This is a genomic window from Salipiger sp. HF18, assembly GCF_011806505.1.
Taxonomy (GTDB): domain Bacteria; phylum Pseudomonadota; class Alphaproteobacteria; order Rhodobacterales; family Rhodobacteraceae; genus Salipiger; species Salipiger thiooxidans.
In genome coordinates this window covers 1-13,432 of the sequence record NZ_JAATOS010000083.1, presented here as the reverse complement: position 1 = coordinate 13,432, position 13,432 = coordinate 1, and the positions used below count along the sequence as shown (strand labels likewise).

Genomic DNA, 13,432 nt, shown 5'->3' with positions numbered 1-13,432 from the left:
TTTGCGAAAGGCGGCAAGGTGGAGTGCCCAGCGCCGGAGCCGGGTCCCCTGCCCCGAGCCGGGCGCGGGCGCGGCCGGCGGGACGGAATGCAAACCGGCGCCTCAGGGAAGAGGCGCCGGCGTGGTCAGGTCATTTCAGGTCACGCCAGGTCAGGGCGTCACGGGAAGGTCTTCAGGTATTCCACCACCGCGTCGATGTCCTCGGGTTTCTTGAGACCCGCAAAGGCCATCTTGGTGCCCTTCGCGTAGCCGCGCGGATCGGCGAGGAAGCCATGCAGCGCGTCGCTGTCCCAGACGCCGGACATGCCCTCGAGCGTGGAGGAGTACTTGAAGCCGTCGACCGCCCCGATCTCGCGCCCGACGATGCCGTTCAGCAGCGGGCCGGTGCGGTTGGTGGCGCCGTCGCCGACCTGGTGGCAGGCCTTGCACTTACGGAAGACCTTCTCGCCCTCGGCAGCAAGCGCCGCGTCGACCTCGCCTGCTTCCTCGACCTCGACGGCCTCCTGCGGGGCCTCGGCCGGAGCGGCCTCGGGCGCTGCCGCGACCTCTGCGGCCGCTTCGGGAGCCGGTGCCGCGGCCTCTTCCGCCGCCGCGGCCGCATCGCCTCCGCCGTGGTCCGGGGTCACGTCGAGCACGGTGGCGCGCATGGTGATCTCGACGCTCTCCTTGCAGTTCTCCATGCAGGGCTCGGTGCGCCATTGCGGATACTCGGTCTCGGCCCGGTCATCGACGATGAAGCCGCCGGCGTTGGGCATCTCGAAGGAGGCGAAATTGTCCTTCGAGAGCACGAACTCGTCGTCCACGAGATCGTTCGAGTAGAGGATGTAGGCGGTGATCGCGTAGACATCGTCCGGGGTCAGCGTCTGCGCGTTGCCGAAGGGCATGGAGCGGTGCACGTAGTCCCAGACCGTCGAGAGATGGGGCCAGTAGGACCCCACCGTCTTCAGCGGATCATCGTCGGCGAGCGTGCCGTCGCCGCCCGCGAGCTTGGGCCAGTTGTCGACGCCCTCGGCGAAGGAACCGTGGCACACGGCGCAGTTCTCCTCGAAGACGCTCTCGCCGGTGGCGACGTCGCCGGAACCGTCGGGAAGCCCGGTGCCGTCCGGGCTCACGTCCATGTTCCAGGCGGCGACCTCCTCGGGCAGCGCGGCGCGGCCGAGGCCCAGCCGGGCATCGGCGTCGGCGGTGGCGGCGGTGGCGGTGCCCACGAGGACGCCCCCTGCAGCAGGCTCGGGCGCGGGCGTGGCCAGCGCGCTCACCCGGTGCGGGTTCTCGGGGAAGGTCGCGATATTGCGGTCGGCAAAGTTCACCGCCAGCGTGAGGACCGCGGCGGTGCCAAGCAGCGTCCCGCCGTAGAGCTTAAGAGACTTCGACATTTTCGGCCTCACCGTTCGGCTTCACCCACCAGGTCTGGATGCAGTTGTTGTGATAGATCGAGTTCAGTCCGCGCACCTCGCGCAGCTGCGCCTTGGTCGGCTGGACATAACCCGTCTCGTCCATGGCGCGGCTCTGCAGGAACCATTCCTCGCCGTTCCATTCGGTGTCGAGATAGAAGCGCACCAGCGCCTTGTCGCCGGAATCTGCGGCCAGACGGGCGGTTTCCCACGTCTTGCCGCCGTCTTTGGAGACATCGACGCGGGTGATCTTGCCGTGCCCGGTCCAGGCCATGCCGGTGATCACCACCGGGCCGTGGCCATGGGTGATCGGGGCCTGCGGCGACGGCGATGTCACCACCGACTTGGCGTCCATCACCCAGGTCCACTTGCGCGAGGTGCCGTCGGCCAGCGTGTCGGTGTACTTCGAGGTCTCCTCGCGGCTCTCGACGGGACCGTCCATGATCTCCATGCGGCGGATCCACTTGACCCACATGTTGCCTTCCCAGCCGGGCACCACGAGGCGCGCCGGGTAGCCGTGCTCCTTGCGCAGCGCCTCGCCGTTGGCCTTGATCGCCACGAGGCAGTCGTCGAGCGCCTTCTCCAGCGGGATAGAGCGGCCGTTGGACGAGGCGTCGGCGCCCTCGACATAGAGCCACTTGCCCTCGACTTCGCCGGACCAGCCCGCCTCGTTCAGCAGGGTGCGCACCGGGATGCCGGAGTATTCCATGTTGTGGATCATGCCATGGGTGAACTGCGCGCCGTTGAGCTGCGCCCCCGCCCATTCCATGCCGGTGTTGGCCGCGCATTCGAGGAAATAGACGTGGTTCTCGCGCGGGAAGCGCTCGAGATCGGCGTAGGTGAAGACCATCGGCGTCTCGACGAGCCCGTTTATCATCAGCCGATAGTCGTCCTTGCTGAGCTCGATGGCGCCCGAGTGGTGCCGCTCGAAGGCGCAGCCCGCCGGGGTGATGGTGCCGTCGAGCGCATGGATCGGGGTGAAGTTGATCGACGAGATGGTGTCGGCGGTCAGCCACTCCACGTTGCGGCGGATCACGTCATCCTCGAACTTGATCGGCAACCCGTAAGGCTTGTCGTCGACGCCATCCCCGAAGCTGCTGGCCCAGCTCTGGACCTCGGTGATCAGCGGATCGGGTTCCGCCGCCCGCGCCACGGTCGCCGCGACGGTGCCGGCGCCAATGGCGGCCGCGCCCGTCAGGAACTGGCGACGCGAGGCGGAGGGGCCTGTCTTGTCAGTCGTCATGGTTGATCTCCTGTAGATGCGCGGCGGGCTCAGGCGCCCACCACCTCGACACTGGTATTGGGAGAGAGGCTCACCGTGCCCTGCCGGCGGATGTGGTTTTCCACCACGTCCCAGATCGGCGGGCCCTCGGTGCCCTCGTTGACCGAGGCCCAGCCGGCGACGACGTAGGTCTTGGCCGCGTCGATGGCCTCGCCGGTCTTGAGCAGCGTCATCTCGGAAATGCGCTCGCCCTGCGGCTTGGTGATATCGATGCGGTAGCCCATGCCGCCGATGCGGACCATGTCCCCGCCCTGCTGGTAGTAGGGATCGGGGTTGAAGATGTTGTCGGCCACGTCCTCGAGGATCACCTTGATGAACTCGCCGGTCATCTCGGTGCGGTAGGCCTCGCCATAGGTCATCGAGGTGACGTTCCAGATGTCTTCGCGGGTGATCGGGTCGCCCGGCAGCAGCGACGGCCCCCAGCGCACGCCCGGCGACATGGCGATATCGGCCTCGCGCTCGGAGAGCAGCGCGTCGCAGATCAGGTCGTCCCACGAGCCGTTGAAGTTGCCGCGGCGATACAGCAGGTCGTCGGTGTGGCCGATGACCTCCTCCAGTTCGGCGGCATAGGGCGCGCGCTGCTCGTCGATCAGGCTTGCGACCTCCGGGTCCGGGGTGATGACGTCCGAGAAGATCGGGATCAGCTTGTGGCGGAAGCCCATCATGCGGCCGTCGCGCACATCGAGATCGACACGGCTCACGAACTTGCCGTTGGAGCCCGACGCCACGATGATCGTCTCGCCCACCAGCACCGGCTCCGGCAGCGCGTCATGGGTATGGCCCGAGAGGATCACGTCAATGCCCTTGACGATGCCCGCCATCTTCTTGTCGACGTCGAAGCCGTTGTGGCTGAGGCAGACGACCAGCTCGGCGCCCATGCCGCGCACCTCGTCGACCATCTCCTGCATGTGCTCGTCGCGGATGCCGAAGCTGTACTCGGGGAACATCCAGCGCGGGTTTGCGATGGGCATGTAGGGGAAGGCCTGGCCGATGACGGCGACCTTCACGCCGCCGCGCTCGAAGAACTCGTAGGGCTTGAAGAGCTCGGCCGGCTCGTCCCACTCGGCGTCGAAGATGTTCTGGCCGAGCGCGGCAAAGGGCAGCCCCTCGACGATCTCGTTGACCCGGTCAGAGCCCAGCGTGAATTCCCAGTGGAAGGTCATGGCATCGGGCTTCAGCGCGTTCATGACGTTGACCATGTCCTGACCCGCGGTCTTGAAGCAGGTCATCGAGCCATGCCACGTGTCGCCGCCGTCGAGCAGGATGGCGTCGGGCCGGTCGGCGCGGATGGCGTTGATGACGGTCGCCACGCGGTCGAGCCCGCCGACCTTGCCGTAGCTCTTCGCCAGCGAGGAGAAATCGTTCCAGGTCAGCGCGTAGGCCGAAGGCGAGCCGTCCTCGATGCCGTAGAGCCTGCGGAAGTCGGCGCCGGTCACGTGCGGCACCTCGCCCTTGTTACCGCCGACGCCGATGTTCACCTCGGGCTCGCGGAAATAGATCGGCTTGAGCTGCGCGTGGATGTCGGTGACGTGGATCAGCGAGACGTTGCCGAAGGTGTCGAATTGCAGGAGCTGGTCCTGCGTCAGGCTCTGCTGCGCGGCCAGCCGCGCCCAGTTGCCGAAGCCGCTGGCGCCGTAGAGCGCCGACGCGGCCATGGACACCTGGAGGAAATCGCGTCGTGAGATCATGGGAGGGATCTTTCGTCTGGATCGCGACACACATTCGCATGTGTGAATTGATTAAGGAAGGAAACCCCCGCGCGTCCTCACGCACGGGGGCGATGGGTCAGTTGCGGACCGAGGGGCCTTCGACATCGAGCCCGTTACCGCGCGAGGCGACATAGAGTTCGAGCGCGACGAACTCGGGCGAGCCCGGCGAGAAGGTCTCGGCGCGGGTGTCGCGGATGCAGCCCTTGAAGCGGTCATGCACGCCGTTGAGCTTGGCGTTCTTCAGGCGGTAGGCCGGGAAGGCATTGATCTGGCCCTGGGACAGGTGATCGGCGCGGATGTAGTTGCCGTAGTTCTGCTCGTGGCAGTTGGCGCAGGAGAGCTCCAGCAACCCGTAGCGGGTGTAGTACATCTCCTTGCCCTTTTCCCACGTTTCGGCGGCGGGACCGTCGGTGGCGACGTTGACCGGCATCCCGCGCGACACCGAGGCCAGCAGTGCCTCCATGTTGATCGCGGGCGCGGCGTCGTATTTCCACGCCTCGGCCCCCATGCGCTCGGTGCGGCACGAGTTGATCTGCATCTGCATCGTGCGGACCTCGCCCGCGTCCTCGTTCCATTTCGGATAGACTGCCCGGACGCCTGCCATCTCCTCGGGGGCGCCGTGGCAATCGGCGCAGGACTTGCCCTCGGAGCCCTCGGCGGTGTTCCAGACCTCGATGGCCTGATCGACGAAGATCATGCCGGGGTTGTCGAAGTCGTCCATCTCCATCGCCTGGGTGTCGTCGTCGCGGAAGTGCCAGCCCGAGATCACCTCGTCGAGATGCCCGTCGAGAAGCGGCGAGGCCGCTGCCTTGGTGGTGATCTCGATGTCCTCGTTGATGACCAGAACGTCATCGTCCGCGCCGCCGGCCGCCGACATCGGGGCGGTCAGGGCCAGCATGGCGGCCGCAACCGTCATCGTCCTGAAAAGCATGTAGGTTCCCTCCCTGAAAAACCCCGGCCCGCAGCTCTGCGGATCAGGGCAACCTCCTCCTCGCTCAGCCGATCTCGATCTTCTTGCTGTCCTCGTAGACCGACCCGTCGTCATCGTACCAAGTGAACTTGAACTCGCCCGCTTCGGGCACGGTGGCCTCGAATTCGAAATAGGGGTTGGTCGAGATCGCCGGCTCCATGGTTATGTCGATCACGCTCTCGCCGTTGAACTCGCAGGTGAAGCGGTTGATGATCGAGCGCGGGATCACGTTGCCCGAGCTGTCCTTACGCTGACCCGATTCCATCGGGTGGCTGATCAGGGTCTTGATGGTGATCGCCTCACCGGCGGCCGCCTTGCTCGGGACCTTGACGCGGGGCTTGACGCCGTCTGCCATGTTCTGTGTCTCCTGGGATTAAGTCGATCAGCCGCCGCAGCCGCCGATGGTCACTTTGACGGTCTTGCTGGCCTTGGCGAAGGTGCCGTCGGCAAGCTTGGCGATGGCGACGACGTCCTGCGTTCCGGCAAGCCGGATGCGGGTCGATGCGTATTGCGATGCGGCCAGCGCGCCGAAGGTGAACTTCGCAACGCCGGGCGTCGGGTTGCCGGTGGCCAGCACGAGGATCTCGGAGGCGCCGGGGGCCGAGACCTCGATCGGAACGGTGTTGCCGTTCTCGGCGATCTCGGGCGCGGTCAGCTCGAGCCCGCTGTCGGCCATGTCGGCGCCACCGGTGAACTCGGCGATCCATTCCTCCGATGTGGCCGCGGCCGCCCCCTTGGGCAGCATGGCCGCCAGCGCGGCGGCGCCGCCAAGGGCCAGGGTCTTGCGTCGGGTGAGGTTCATCTCTGGGTGTCTCCTAAAATCTGGGGTCCGGCCGCAGGGTCAGTCCTGCAGGGTCATGAGAAACGCGACCACGTCCTCGACGTCCTGGGCCGAAAGGATCGGTTCGATGGGACCAGAGGGGGCCTTGCCGGTGTAGCCGTCACCCGGTCGGGTGAACCCGCTGGTCTTGTAGAAGGACGGCATCACCGTGCCTTCGAAGGTCTTCTTGGCGTTGACGAGGATGCCGCGGATCTCGGCCGCCGAACGGTAGCCCCCCACGCCGTCGAGCACCGGCCCGACCTCGCCCTGGAAGGGCACGTCGGGAAGCGCGGCAAGCGCGTGGCAGGAAACGCAGTTCCCCTGCGACTTCTCGGAAAAGATCTCGCGACCCTTCTCGGCGTCGCCGTCGCTTCCGGTCAGCGAGGCCTCGACCTCGCCATACTCGCCGAACGTCACTTCGTCCGGCGATACGACGTTGGCGAGTGCCGCGCCCGCAACGAGCACACCCGCAAGTGTCAGCCCTGTAAGCTTCATGTTCCCTCCCTTGACTGCTCCGCGGCCCCTGCGGGCCGTTCCTCCGTAGCTGTAGAATACCGTAGTGCACCGGCCCCCGCACACGCAACAACAAATTCACAGACGTGAATTATTGTTTCTCCCGAGGGCCCTCCGGCGCGCCCGGTCAGTCGGTGTTTCCGTCGTCACGTTCCTGGATCCGGCGCGCGTGGTAGCGTTGGAAATCCTCTCCGTTATCAAGCTCGTAGCGCTTCTCGGCGACCCATGTGAACATGTCGAGCGTGGTGCCCTTGGAGAAGGCGCCCGGCATCACCGCCACCGCTGCCTCAATGGCACTGCTGTCCTCGGGGACCTCCTCGGGCAGGAAGATGATGTTGGGCGTGAACAGCACCCGCCACTTCTGCGTGGCCCGCTTCTCGGACAGCGATTCTCCGTCGAGGTCGGTGATCTCGGTGTCGCCGTGGAGGTTGATCTGCACCACGAAGAAGTTCTCCTCGATGAACTCCGACACCTCGGGCAGCGAGAACACCTCCTCGTGCATCTGGTGGCAGTAGACGCAGCCGCGCTGCTCGACGAAGAGCACCAGCCGCTTGCCCTCGGCGTTGGCCTCGTCGAGATCCTCGCGCAGGTCCTTGAAGGTGTCGCGCATCCACGGCTCCTTGTAGAGCCCGTCGTCGCCCATCTGGGCCACGCCCGACCACGCCGGGAATGCCATCGCCACGGCCAGCGCGGCTCCGATCCAAGTCCTCATCTTCTCCTCCCACGATTGCCTCAGCTGAGCGACGTCCACCCCGGGAACGTGTCGATCATCCACTGAGCGATAATGTTGACGCTGTCGGTGGCAATGAGGATCGCAAATACGATCAGCATCGCCCCCATCAGTTTCTCGACATATTGCAGCTTGCTCCGGTGCCGCGCCGTCCAGCGCAGGAACGGCCCCGAGAACACCGCCGCGACGACGAAGGGGGCAGTCATGCCGATGCCGTAGACCAGCAGCAGAAGCCCGCCGCGCCCGATGTCGCCCATGCCCGACGCGATCATCAGGATCGACGCCAGCGCGGGCCCCACGCAGGGGGTCCAGCCGAAGCCGAAGGCGAGCCCCATCAGGTAGGCGCCCAGTACCGTGGTCGGCTCGGCCTTAGATTCGAGCCGCGCCTCGCGATAGAGCAGCGGCACCCGGATCACCCCGAGGAAATGCAGCCCGAAGACCAGCAGCAGCGCCGCCGCCGCGTAGGACAGCGGCTGCTTCCAGTCGGCGAAGGCCTGCCCCACCGCGGTCGCCCCCATGCCCAGCAGCACGAAGATCGTGGTGACGCCGGCGGCGAAGAACAGCGCCGACAGCACCAGCCGCCGCTGTGCCCCCGCCGCAAGATCCTGATCGCCGCGCAGTTCCGTCATCGACAGCCCCGCCATGTAGCAGAGATAGAACGGCACCATCGGCAGCACGCAGGGCGTGAAGAAGCTCAGCAACCCGGCAAGCGCCGCGCCGGCAAACGACATCTCAAGCACGGCGCCTCCCCCCAACTTGAATAATTCACATATTCATATTATGTTAATCGAAGGACATACGTCAATTGGTGTGGAATGAGAACTTCAGCACTCCTCGCGGCAGCAGCGCTGGTCTCGCTGATCGCAGGTCAGGCCATTGCCGAAGTGCGGCTGGTCATGGTCAGCCAGCCCGGCTGCGCCTATTGCGCCCGATGGGAGGCGGAAATCGCTCCGGCCTATCCGAACACAGCCGAGGGCCGTTTTGCGCCGCTTTTGCGTGCAGATTTACGACAGGGCGCCCCCGAAGGCATCACGTATGAGCGGAAAGTCCTGTTCACCCCGACGTTCATTCTAGTAGACAACGGAAGCGAACTCGCCCGCCTCGAAGGGTATCCGGGCGAAGATTTTTTCTGGCCACTGCTCTCGCGGATGCTCGAGCACAGCACGAATTTCGATCCGGACGCGGCTGACGACATGCCGCCAAGCTCTCCGGAGGGTGGGTGATGAACATGGCACTGCCTGTGATCCATGAAGACATGAGCGATGACGAGCTCGACAAGATCGTCGAGAAGGCAACCGCAGCCTCGGCCTTCCTCAAGGCGATCAGCCACGAGGGCCGGCTGATGATCCTGTGCCACCTCGTCACCGGCGAGAAATCGGTGACCGAGCTCGAGGACCTGCTCTCGGCGCGGCAGGCAGCGGTGTCGCAGCAGCTCTCGCGGCTGCGGCTCGAAGGGCTCGTGGTGCCCCGTCGCGATGGCAAGGCAATCTACTACCGGCTGGCGGACGACCGCCCCCGCAAGATGCTCGAGTGCGTCTACGAGCTGTTCTGCAAGGAAGACTGACCCTCCCTCTCCCGCTGTTCCATAAACATATTCAAGCTTTCGCTTGAGCAGATGCGTTGCGCGGCGCATACTCCCGCGTCATGGCGCCCTCGGGCGCCACGGGAGGGAAATCATGTTCGACATTCTGAGCGAGCATCACGTTGTCGCGCTGATCGGGCTCGGCAGCGGAATGCTGCTGGGGCTCGCGGCGCGGCTCGGGCGATTCTGCACGCTGGGCGCGATCGAGGACCTGCTCTACGGCGGCTCCGACCTGCGGATGCGCATGTGGGGCGTGGCCGGCGGGCTCGCCATCTTCGGCAGCTTCGCCCTGATGGCAACGGGGCTCTTCGACGGGCGCGACAGCTACTACCTGTCGATCCGCTGGATGCCGCTGGCCTCTGTGCTGGGCGGGCTTTGCTTCGGCTACGGCATGGCGCTGGCGGGCAACTGCGGCTTCGGCGCCATCGCGCGGCTGGGCGGCGGCGACCTCCGGAGCTTCGTGATCGTGCTGGTGATGGGCGTCTCGACCTTCGTGGTGCTGGCGGGCCCGCTGGCACCGTTGCGCGCCATGCTCTTCAGCCAGCAGGAGGTCGTGGCCTCCACCCCGCCCGGCATCGCCCACGAGCTCGGGGCTCTGACCGGCCTCTCCCCCAGCGTCGTCGGCATGGCGACCGGCCTCGTGCTGCTTGGCGTGTCGCTGGCCTCCCGCGCGCTGTGGCGCCGCCCGGCGCAGATCTTCTGGGCCGCGATGGTGGGTCTCGGCGTGGTGCTTGGCTGGGGGGGCACCGCCTGGGTGGCACGCCACGGCTTCGAGGCGCTGCCGGTGGTGTCGCACAGCTTTGCCGCGCCGCTGGGCGAGTCGCTGCTCTGGTGGATGACCGGATCGGTGCGGCCCGTTTCCTTCGCCGTGGGCTCGGTCGCGGGCGTCTGGGCCGGCGCCTTCGCGGGCTCGCTGATCAAGGGCCATTTCCGCTGGGAGGCCTGCGAGGATCCTCGCGAGCTGCGCCGCCAGATCGTGGGCGCGGCGCTGATGGGCGCGGGCGCCGTGGTGGCCATGGGCTGCACCATCGGACAGGGCCTCTCGGCGCTGTCGGTGCTGGCCTACTCGGCCCCGGTCACGATGGTGGCGATCTTCGCCGGCGCCGCCGTCGGGCTGCGCCAGCTCATCGTCGGCTTCCAGCCGGCGGAATAGGCCGCTCGCGCCGCCCTCAGCTCATCTCGGCGAGGCGGGCCACGTAGCGGGCCATGGTGTCGATCTCGAGGTTCACCTTGTCGCCCTCCGCGACCTGGCCCCAGGTCGTGGCGTCCTTGGTGTGCGGGATCACGTTGATCCCGAACACCGCGCCCTGCACCTCGTTCACGGTCAGCGACGTGCCGTTCAGCGCCACCGAGCCCTTGGGCGCGATGAACTTCGCGAGCGCGTCCGGCGCCCGGAACTGGATGCGGGTGGAATCCCCCTCGTCGGCGATCGAGATCACCTCGGCCAGCCCGTCGACGTGACCCGAGACGATGTGCCCTCCAAGCTCGTCGCCGACGCGCAGCGCGCGCTCGAGGTTGATCCGGCGCCCCTCGGCCCAGGACCCGAGGTTGGTCTTCGACAGAGTCTCGGCACTGATCTGGACCTCGAACCAGTCGTCACCGAGGTCGACCACCGTCAGGCAGACACCGTCACAGGCGATCGAGGCGCCAAGGTCGATGCCGGCGGTGTCGTAGGAGGTGCCGATCCGCGCCGTCAGGTCGCCCGCCTGCTGCAGGGCCCTGATCTCGCCCATGTCCGTCACGATGCCAGTGAACATCCACTACCTCCTGACCCGCCACTTCGGGCCTTATTTCTGCCGGAAAACGTCGCTAACCCTGAAGCGTCGCGTAACCATTACCGGGGCGTCATGACCAAGGCAACCGCATCCCCCCGTGTCTTTTTGTTCCTGCAGGGCCCGCATGGCCCGTTCTTTCACCGGCTTGGCGCGATGCTGCGCAAGGCGGGGGCAGAGGTGTGGCGCGTGGGCTTCAATGCAGGCGACCGCGCCTTCTGGTTCGACGCCCCAAGCTACATCCCCTTCACCGGCACGCCCGACAGCTGGCCCGAGACGCTCGAGGCCCTGCTCACCGGGAAGGGCGTCACCGACATCGTGCTCTACGGCGACACCCGCCGCATCCATGCCGAGGCGGTGACCGCCGCCAAGGCGCGTGGCCTCGCGGTGCATGTCTTCGAGGAAGGCTACATGCGGCCCTACTGGGTGACCTACGAGCGCAACGGCGCCAACGGCCACTCACGGCTGATGCGCATGGGGATCGACGAGATGCGCGCGGCGCTCGAACAGTCCGACATGGAGGCGCCGCTGCCGCCCGGGCACTGGGGCGACATGCGCCAGCACGTCTTCTACGGCGCGCTCTACCATTGGTTCGTGATGTTCCGGAACGGCGGTTACCGCAGCTTCCGCCCGCACCGGCAGCAAACCGTCGCGCAGGAGTTCCAGCTCTACGCCAAGCGGCTGCTGCTGATGCCCCTGCACCGGGCCGAGCGACTTGCCGTGACCCGGCGCATCCGGCGCGGCGGCTTTCCCTATCACCTCGTGCTTCTGCAACTCGAGCACGACTCGAGCTTCCGCGAGCATTCGCCCTTCGCCTCGATGACCGAGTTCGTCGAGATGGTGATAGAGGGCTTCGCCAAGGGCGCGCCGACGCACCACCACCTCGTGTTCAAGGCCCATCCCCTCGAGGACGGCCGTGCGCCGGTGCGGCGCACGATCCGCGAGGCGGCGCGGCGGCTGGGCATCTCCGAGCGGGTGCATTTCGCCCCCGGCGGCAAGCTCGCGGCACTGCTCAACGATGCCCGCAGCGCCGTCACGGTCAACTCCACCGCCGGGCAGCAGGTGCTCTGGCGCGGCATCCCGCTGCGCGTCTTCGGCGCCGCGGTCTACGGCAAGCCCGAGTTCGTGTCAGACCTGCCGCTTCAGGCCTTCTTCGCACAGCCGTCGCGGCCAGATAACCGGGCCTACCGGGACTATCGGCGCTACCTGCTTGAAACCAGCCAGATTTCCGGAGGTTTCTACTCATCCCGCGGGCGCCGCCAGCTGCTGCGGCTGGTGGTCGACATGATGCTTGCCGCCGACGATCCCTACGATGCCCTGCGTCACGGCACCGCGGCCCCACGGCAACAGTTGCGCCTCGTCCAATGACAGCGCCGGCCCGCCAGACTCGCTTTTGAAGCCCGATTTCTTTAGCTTAGCGCAAAAAACTGAGGCACAACGAGAACAGGTCGAGGAGACCGGGCAGTGAACTACCTCTCCAAACGATGGGTGAAAACCGTCGCGCTGATGGCTGCCGTTTCGGTCCTGGCATCCTGTGGCCTGCCGCGCGTCGGCCCCAACAAGAACGAGATCTACGCGGGGTCCGTCATGCGCGAAGGCGATGCCTTCGTCATCGCCGTCAACGACCGCGTCACCCGCGCCACCGCCATCGTCCCCGCCCTCGGCTTCACCGAGACCTTCCGCAACGCCTCGGTTCTGGGCTCGGACACCATCCAGCCCGGCGACACGCTGGGCCTGACGATCTGGGAGAACGTCGACGACGGGCTGCTGGTCGCCGAGACCGCCAACGCGACGGCGCTGGAAGAGGTGCAGGTCGACGGCTCGGGCTTTATCTTCGTGCCCTACGCCGGCCGCATCAAGGCCTCGGGCAATTCCACCGAGGCGGTGCGCCGCATCATCACCGAGCGCCTCGCCGACCAGACTCCCGACCCGCAGGTCGAGGTGCGCAGGCTTGCCGGCGACGGCTCGACCGTGAGCCTCGTAGGCTCGGTGGGAGGCCAGGGCGTCTATGCCATCGAGCGCCCGACCCGCACCCGGTCGGCGATGCTCGCGCGCGCTGGCGGCATCACCATCGAGCCCGAGATCGCGCAGATCTCGGTGATCCGCGGCGCCCGGACCGAGCGCATCTGGTTCCAGGACCTCTACGCCCACCCCGGCTACGACATCGCGCTGCGCGGCGGAGACAAGATCCTGGTCGAGGCCGACACCCGCTCGTTCACCGCGCTCGGCGCCACCGGCACGCAGGCGCGGGTGCCGTTCGAGACCCAGACGCTGTCGGCGGTCGAGGCGATCGCGCAGGTGGGAGGCCTCGTGCCGACCTCGTCGGACCCGACCGGCGTCTTCATCTTCCGCAACGAGCCCGCCGAGATCGCCAACCAGGGGCTTGGCCGCTCCGACCTCGTGGGCGCTCAGCGCATCGTCTACGTGCTCGACCTGACCAAGCCCAACGGCATGTTCATGGCCCGCGACTTCGTGGTGCGCGACCAGGACCTGCTCTACGTGACCGAGGCGCCCTTCGCACAATGGAGCAAAACCATCTCGGCGCTGACCGGCTCGCTGAGCGCCGTCAACACGCTCGCGACCACCGCGGTTCTCTACCAGTGACGCGCCATCCGTGACGCGCCTGCCCAAGACCAAAAACAAAAAGAATGAGGGACAGA

At 66.7% G+C, this 13,432-nt stretch carries 15 protein-coding genes; 5 read left to right on the top strand and 10 right to left on the bottom strand.

The genetic code is table 11. The features are described 5' to 3' along the window. Positions 1-158: 158 nt before the first annotated feature. The 9 genes from HC022_RS09965 to HC022_RS09925 all read right to left on the bottom strand — a co-directional run bounded on the left by HC022_RS09965 (position 159) and on the right by HC022_RS09925 (position 8,158). Positions 159-1,376, bottom strand: coding sequence for a c-type cytochrome (locus HC022_RS09965; protein WP_167452313.1), 1,218 nt, complete (start codon positions 1,374-1,376; stop codon positions 159-161). Beyond that, complete coding sequence (soxC, locus tag HC022_RS09960; RefSeq protein ID WP_167452312.1) at positions 1,360-2,637, bottom strand: sulfite dehydrogenase; 1,278 nt, start codon at positions 2,635-2,637, stop codon at positions 1,360-1,362. The genes HC022_RS09965 and soxC overlap by 17 nt, the downstream gene beginning before the upstream one ends. Before the next feature lie 29 nt (positions 2,638-2,666). After that, positions 2,667-4,364 (bottom strand): thiosulfohydrolase SoxB, encoded by a 1,698-nt coding sequence (soxB, locus tag HC022_RS09955; RefSeq protein WP_167452311.1) that lies wholly within the window; start codon positions 4,362-4,364, stop codon positions 2,667-2,669. A gap of 97 nt (positions 4,365-4,461) precedes the next feature. Next, positions 4,462-5,316 (bottom strand): sulfur oxidation c-type cytochrome SoxA, encoded by an 855-nt coding sequence (gene soxA, locus HC022_RS09950; RefSeq protein ID WP_175583523.1) that lies wholly within the window; start codon positions 5,314-5,316, stop codon positions 4,462-4,464. A gap of 64 nt (positions 5,317-5,380) precedes the next feature. Continuing rightward, entirely contained in the window at positions 5,381-5,710 is a 330-nt protein-coding gene (soxZ, locus tag HC022_RS09945; protein ID WP_008885373.1) for a thiosulfate oxidation carrier complex protein SoxZ, read from the bottom strand. Positions 5,711-5,737: 27 nt separating this feature from the next. Further along, entirely contained in the window at positions 5,738-6,157 is a 420-nt protein-coding gene (gene soxY / locus HC022_RS09940; RefSeq protein ID WP_089963016.1) for a thiosulfate oxidation carrier protein SoxY, read from the bottom strand. A gap of 39 nt (positions 6,158-6,196) precedes the next feature. Then, positions 6,197-6,670 (bottom strand): sulfur oxidation c-type cytochrome SoxX, encoded by a 474-nt coding sequence (soxX, locus tag HC022_RS09935; protein WP_008884149.1) that lies wholly within the window; start codon positions 6,668-6,670, stop codon positions 6,197-6,199. Between the two features lie 145 nt (positions 6,671-6,815). Continuing rightward, complete coding sequence (locus tag HC022_RS09930; protein WP_175583522.1) at positions 6,816-7,400, bottom strand: thioredoxin family protein; 585 nt, start codon at positions 7,398-7,400, stop codon at positions 6,816-6,818. Between the two features lie 20 nt (positions 7,401-7,420). Beyond that, positions 7,421-8,158, bottom strand: coding sequence for a cytochrome c biogenesis CcdA family protein (locus HC022_RS09925; protein ID WP_008883632.1), 738 nt, complete (start codon positions 8,156-8,158; stop codon positions 7,421-7,423). Positions 8,159-8,233: 75 nt separating this feature from the next. On the opposite strand from HC022_RS09925, the gene HC022_RS09920 reads away from it, so the two are divergent. The 3 genes from HC022_RS09920 to HC022_RS09910 all read left to right on the top strand — a co-directional run bounded on the left by HC022_RS09920 (position 8,234) and on the right by HC022_RS09910 (position 10,153). Continuing rightward, entirely contained in the window at positions 8,234-8,641 is a 408-nt protein-coding gene (locus tag HC022_RS09920; protein WP_167452310.1) for a thioredoxin family protein, read from the top strand. A gap of 5 nt (positions 8,642-8,646) precedes the next feature. Continuing rightward, entirely contained in the window at positions 8,647-8,982 is a 336-nt protein-coding gene (locus HC022_RS09915; RefSeq protein ID WP_040384218.1) for a helix-turn-helix transcriptional regulator, read from the top strand. 112 nt (positions 8,983-9,094) lie between these two features. After that, positions 9,095-10,153 (top strand): YeeE/YedE family protein, encoded by a 1,059-nt coding sequence (locus HC022_RS09910; protein ID WP_008884545.1) that lies wholly within the window; start codon positions 9,095-9,097, stop codon positions 10,151-10,153. A gap of 16 nt (positions 10,154-10,169) precedes the next feature. Here the strand turns inward: HC022_RS09910 and HC022_RS09905 are convergent, their stop codons facing one another. Next, entirely contained in the window at positions 10,170-10,757 is a 588-nt protein-coding gene (locus HC022_RS09905) for a riboflavin synthase (protein ID WP_089963018.1), read from the bottom strand. 90 nt (positions 10,758-10,847) lie between these two features. Between HC022_RS09905 and HC022_RS09900 the strand changes: the two genes are divergently transcribed. Further along, positions 10,848-12,140: a capsule biosynthesis protein gene (locus HC022_RS09900; RefSeq protein WP_167452309.1), complete on the top strand. Its 1,293-nt coding sequence runs from the start codon at positions 10,848-10,850 to the stop codon at positions 12,138-12,140. 96 nt (positions 12,141-12,236) lie between these two features. Further along, complete coding sequence (locus tag HC022_RS09895) at positions 12,237-13,376, top strand: polysaccharide biosynthesis/export family protein (RefSeq protein WP_368484646.1); 1,140 nt, start codon at positions 12,237-12,239, stop codon at positions 13,374-13,376. Positions 13,377-13,432: the final 56 nt, after the last annotated feature.

Bases quoted from the DNA above. Each gene is read 5' to 3' on its own strand.
- HC022_RS09965 (WP_167452313.1), bottom strand. From the start codon at position 1,376: ATGTCGAAGTCTCTTAAGCTCTACGGCGGGACGCTGCTTGGCACCGCC.
- soxC (WP_167452312.1), bottom strand. From the start codon at position 2,637: ATGACGACTGACAAGACAGGCCCCTCCGCCTCGCGTCGCCAGTTCCTG.
- soxB (WP_167452311.1), bottom strand. From the start codon at position 4,364: ATGATCTCACGACGCGATTTCCTCCAGGTGTCCATGGCCGCGTCGGCG.
- soxA (WP_175583523.1), bottom strand. From the start codon at position 5,316: ATGCTTTTCAGGACGATGACGGTTGCGGCCGCCATGCTGGCCCTGACC.
- soxZ (WP_008885373.1), bottom strand. From the start codon at position 5,710: ATGGCAGACGGCGTCAAGCCCCGCGTCAAGGTCCCGAGCAAGGCGGCC.
- soxY (WP_089963016.1), bottom strand. From the start codon at position 6,157: ATGAACCTCACCCGACGCAAGACCCTGGCCCTTGGCGGCGCCGCCGCG.
- soxX (WP_008884149.1), bottom strand. From the start codon at position 6,670: ATGAAGCTTACAGGGCTGACACTTGCGGGTGTGCTCGTTGCGGGCGCG.
- HC022_RS09930 (WP_175583522.1), bottom strand. From the start codon at position 7,400: ATGAGGACTTGGATCGGAGCCGCGCTGGCCGTGGCGATGGCATTCCCG.
- HC022_RS09920 (WP_167452310.1), top strand. From the start codon at position 8,234: ATGAGAACTTCAGCACTCCTCGCGGCAGCAGCGCTGGTCTCGCTGATC.
- HC022_RS09915 (WP_040384218.1), top strand. From the start codon at position 8,647: ATGGCACTGCCTGTGATCCATGAAGACATGAGCGATGACGAGCTCGAC.
- HC022_RS09910 (WP_008884545.1), top strand. From the start codon at position 9,095: ATGTTCGACATTCTGAGCGAGCATCACGTTGTCGCGCTGATCGGGCTC.
- HC022_RS09905 (WP_089963018.1), bottom strand. From the start codon at position 10,757: ATGTTCACTGGCATCGTGACGGACATGGGCGAGATCAGGGCCCTGCAG.
- HC022_RS09900 (WP_167452309.1), top strand. From the start codon at position 10,848: ATGACCAAGGCAACCGCATCCCCCCGTGTCTTTTTGTTCCTGCAGGGC.